The following is a 4,212-nucleotide window of genomic DNA, read 5'->3' as shown; positions in this document are numbered from 1 at the left end:
CAGCGGCGGGGATCAGCGGGCGAGGGAGTCGCGCAGCTCGGCGACCACCGAGTCCACGACGGCGGTCAGGTCGCCGCCGACCTCCTTGGCGACCGCACGCTGACGCTGGTACGACGCCCCGCGGTGCACGATGTCGTCCACCGACCGCAGCTCCTCCTCGCAGTCGAGGCGACGGGCCACGGGGGTGAGCCGTTCGAGCAGGTCGTGCAGGTCGTCGGTGACCAGCCGCTCGCGGGAGCCGGCGTCGAGGATCACGATCGCGTCGAGGCCGTAGCGGGCGGCGCGCCACTTGTTCTCCTGCACGTGCCACGGCGGCATGGTCGGCAGCTCCTCGCCGGCGGCGGCGCGGGTGTCGAGGTCCACGACGAGGCAGTGCATCAGCGCGGTGAGGGCGGCCAGCTCGTCGATGTCGGACATGCCGTCGCAGACCCGGTTCTCGATGGTGCCCAGGTGGGGGGCGGGCCGGACGTCCCAGCGCACGTCGGACATCGAGTCGATGACCCCGGTGGTCGTCTGGTCGGCGATGCACGCCTCGAACTCGGACCACTCGCGGAACTGGAAGGGCAGCCCGGCGGTCGGCAGCTGCTGGAACATCAGGGCCCGGTTGGACGCGTAGCCGGTGTCCTGGTCGGCCCACACCGGTGAGCTGGCGCTCAGCGCGAGCAGGTGCGGATAGCTGTTGAGCAGCGCCGACAGGACCGGCATGACGCGGTCGCGCTCGGGCATCCCGACGTGCACGTGGACGCCCCAGATGAGCATCTGGCGACCCCACCACTGGGTGCGGTTGATGAGCTCGGCGTACCGGTGGCCCTCGGTGAGCTGCTGGTGCGACCAGTCCGCAAAGGGGTGCGCGCCGGCGCCGAAGAGGTCGACGCCGAGCTCGTCGGCGGCCGGCATCACCACCGCCAGGGTCTCGCGCAGGTCGGCCACCGCCTCGCCCACGCTGCCGCAGACGCCGGTCACGATCTCGACCGTGTTGCGCAGCAGCTCCTTGTGGAGCCGGGAGGGGTCGGCGAGTCGCGGACTGGCCGCGGCGAAGAGGTCTGCGGCCGTGTTGGACAGGTCGCGGGTGGTCTGGTCGACGAGCGCGAGCTCCCACTCCACGCCCAGCGTGGGGGCGGGCGAGGCGTGGAAGTCGAGGTGCACGACCCCATGCTAGGGACGTCGGGAGGCCCCGGCCTCACCCCCACGAGCCGGATGCCACCATGGCGCCCGTGGAGGAGGAAACGCGCATGACCGTCGAGGACGGCACCCCGCTCGAGCCGGCCGTCGAGGCCGCCGTCGGAGCGGCCGCCGTGGAGGCCGCGGAGGCGGCCGCCGGTCCGGCGGCGGAGGCCGCCGTCGAGGCGGTCGTGGAGGCCGCCGCGGTCGAGCAGGCCGAGGCTGCGCAGGAGGCCGCCGAGGTCGCCCGGGAGCTCAACCTCAGCCTCGACCTGTGCCTGCGCATCGGGGAGGTCCTGCTCTCCTCGGGTGCCGGGGCCGCCGACGTCACCGCCACCATGCAGTCGGTCGCCCACCACCTCGGCCTGCGGCACCCCGAGATCGACGTGACCTTCACGTCGCTGTCGATGAGCTACCACCGCGACCCCGCCGAGCCGCCGGTGCTGATGCTGCGCAACGTCAAGCACCGCGACATCGACTACGAGGACCTCACCCAGGTCGACCACCTCGTCCACGAGATCCTCGCCGGCCACCTCGACCTCTACCTCGCCCGGACCCGGATGGCCACGATCGTGTCCACCGGCCACCCGTGGCCGCGCTGGGCGGTCACCCTCGGCTGGAGCGCGATGTGCTCCAGCGTCGCGGTCTTCCTCGGCGGCGACTGGCTGGTCGCGCTCATCGCGGCCGCCTCCGCGGCGTCCATCGACCGCCTCCAGCTGGTGCTGTCCCGCCGTCGGCTGCCGACCTTCTACCTGCAGGTCGCCGGCGGGGCGGTCGCGACGCTGTGGGCCGCCGGGCTGGCGGCGACGCCGGTGGTCACCGACCTGTCCCTGGTCGTGACGGCCAACATCGTCATGCTGCTCGCCGGGATCGGCTTCATGGGCGCCATCCAGGACGCGCTGACCGGCTTCTACGTCACCAGCGGGGCGCGCGTCATCGAGGCGCTGCTGGCCACGGCGGGGATCATCGCCGGGGTCAGCGGCGGCCTGTCCTTCGCCGAGGTGGTCGGGATCGACCTCGGTCAGCTGGTGCCCGGCCGGGCGCTGGGCAACCACGTCCTGGTCGGTGTCGTGGGGGCCGCCGTCTGTGCCGCGGCGTTCGCGTTCGCGTCGTACGCCCCACCCCGCGCGCTGCTCCCGATCGCCGCCACCTCGGGGCTCGCGACCCTGCTCTACTCGGTCGTCGACGCCTCGGGCTTCGGCCGCACCTGGGCGGCCGCGGTCGGCGCCTTCGTCATCGGCCTCGTGGCGTACGCCGTCGCGGGCCGGGTCCGGGTGCCGCCCCTGGTGGTCGCGGTGTCGGCCATCGTGCCGCTGCTGCCCGGGCTGTCGATCTACCGCGGGCTGTCGCTGCTGGCCGCCGGCGGCTCCGGGACGTCGTACGGGATCGTCGCGATGATGACCGCCGCCTCGGTGGCGGTGGCGCTCGCGTCGGGGGTGATCCTGGGGGAGTACCTCGCCCAGCCGCTCAAGCGCGAGTCGCGCCGGCTCGAGGACCGTCTGTCCGGCCCTCGCCTGGTCGGCCCGTTCCGGGCGCGGAGCAAGGGCGAGACCCGCGCCGACCGGATCACCTGAGGCCCTGCAGCACGTCCAGCCAGCGGTCGCTGGTGCCGTCGTACGGCGGGTGGCCGGCCTGCACGGCCGCGAGCACGGCGTCCCGGCTGGCCTCCGCCGCGGCGACCACGTCGGCGGGATAGTCGAACGCGACCTGGTGCTCGGCGAACTCGTCCTCGTCGTCGACGATCACCGTGCCGTCGAAGCCGCGGACCACGTCGAGGTCGAGGTCGACGGCCCGCAGGGTCAGCCCGYCCCACTCCGCCGGCGAGGTCATGTCGACGTAGACCTGCACCCCCGAGTCGCCGAGCTTCGGCCAGCGATGCCCCTCGCCCCGGTAGAACGTGGCGAGGTGCCACGCTCCGCCGTGCGGCACCACCCCGACGTGGTCGCGCTCGGCGACGAACGAGTGCCCGGGGCGGCTGTAGGTCGTGCCCGCGACGAAGCCCAGCCACAGCCCGTGCTCGTCCTCGCCGAGCACGACGGCGTCGTACTCCCAGTGGGGTCGGCCGCCCCACTTGGTCATCTCGCAACGGACGCGGGTCCCGGGAGCATGGGTCATGGAGGCGTTTCTACAACGCGCGGGCGACGAGGGCCTACCGGTCGCCGGTGACGCGCGGGGCCAACCGGGCGACCACGTCCTGGTAGCGGGACCCGGTGAGCTTGGCGAAGTGGTGCATGGCATGGGCGTCGGCGCCGACGAGCACCCGGGCCCGGCCGGCCAGGGCGCCGTCGAGGATGATCCGCGCGGCCCTGTCGGCGGGCATCTTGGCCAGCTTGGTGTCGAACAGCTCGGCCAGCCGCTCGTGGTCCTGTCCGGCGGTGGTGCGACCGTTGCGCGCGATGCCGGTCCTGATGCCACCGGGGTGCACGCAGGTGACGCTGACCGGGTGGCCGTTCACGAGCATCTCCTCGCGCAGCGCCTCGGTGAAGCCGCGCACGGCGTACTTGGTGGCGTTGTAGGCGCTCTGGCCCGGCATCGAGATCAGGCCGAACAGCGAGGAGATGTTGATCAGCACGCCGTCGCCCGAGGCGATGAGGTGGGGGAGGAACTCCTTGGTGCCGTGGACCACCCCGTGCAGGTTGACCCCCAGGATCCAGTCGAACTCGTCGTAGGACATGTCCTCGAAGTCGCCGGACATCGAGACGCCGGCGTTGTTGACCAGGACGTCGACGCGGCCGAGCCGGCCGACCACGTCGGTCGCCCACTGCGCCATGGCGGCGCGGTCGGAGACGTCGACGACGTCGCTGCGCACCTCGGCCCCGTGAGCCTTGACGAGCTCGACGGTGCCGGCCAGGGCGTCGGCGTCCCAGTCCGAGAGGGCGAGCAGGGCACCGCGGCGGGCGGCGAGGAGCGCCATCTCGCGGCCCATGCCGCCGCCGGCGCCGGTGATGACGACGACCTTGTCGCGGAGCGTCCTGGGGGTGCGGGTCAGGGGGTTCCTCATGCCGGGATCCTGTCGTCGGTGCGGGGGGCCTCGACGTCGTACGCGTCGAC

General features: G+C 73.1%; 4 protein-coding genes. 1 reads left to right on the top strand and 3 read right to left on the bottom strand.

Annotated elements, in window-relative coordinates:
• Nucleotides 1-12: 12 nt before the first annotated feature.
• The gene (locus ACXJKL_RS15795; RefSeq protein WP_457207984.1) at nucleotides 13-1,146 is read right to left on the bottom strand and encodes a glutamate--cysteine ligase; all 1,134 of its coding nucleotides are present in this window, start codon (nucleotides 1,144-1,146) and stop codon (nucleotides 13-15) included.
• Between the two features lie 86 nt (nucleotides 1,147-1,232).
• On the opposite strand from ACXJKL_RS15795, the gene ACXJKL_RS15790 reads away from it, so the two are divergent.
• Nucleotides 1,233-2,735 (top strand): threonine/serine ThrE exporter family protein, encoded by a 1,503-nt coding sequence (locus ACXJKL_RS15790; protein ID WP_457207983.1) that lies wholly within the window; start codon nucleotides 1,233-1,235, stop codon nucleotides 2,733-2,735.
• Here ACXJKL_RS15790 and ACXJKL_RS15785 read toward each other — a convergent pair.
• Together ACXJKL_RS15785 and ACXJKL_RS15780 are read right to left on the bottom strand one after the other, a co-directional pair.
• Complete coding sequence (locus ACXJKL_RS15785; protein WP_457207982.1) at nucleotides 2,728-3,276, bottom strand: DUF402 domain-containing protein; 549 nt, start codon at nucleotides 3,274-3,276, stop codon at nucleotides 2,728-2,730. The two genes, ACXJKL_RS15790 and ACXJKL_RS15785, sit on opposite strands and share 8 nt — an antisense overlap.
• Before the next feature lie 34 nt (nucleotides 3,277-3,310).
• Nucleotides 3,311-4,162, bottom strand: a complete 852-nt coding sequence (locus ACXJKL_RS15780) for an SDR family NAD(P)-dependent oxidoreductase (RefSeq protein WP_457207981.1) — start codon at nucleotides 4,160-4,162, stop codon at nucleotides 3,311-3,313.
• Nucleotides 4,163-4,212 lie beyond the last annotated feature (50 nt).

Source organism: Nocardioides sp. P5_C9_2, from assembly GCF_054049555.1.
Note: the sequence above shows the minus strand (reverse complement) of the source record. Positions and strands in the feature narration are given on the sequence as shown.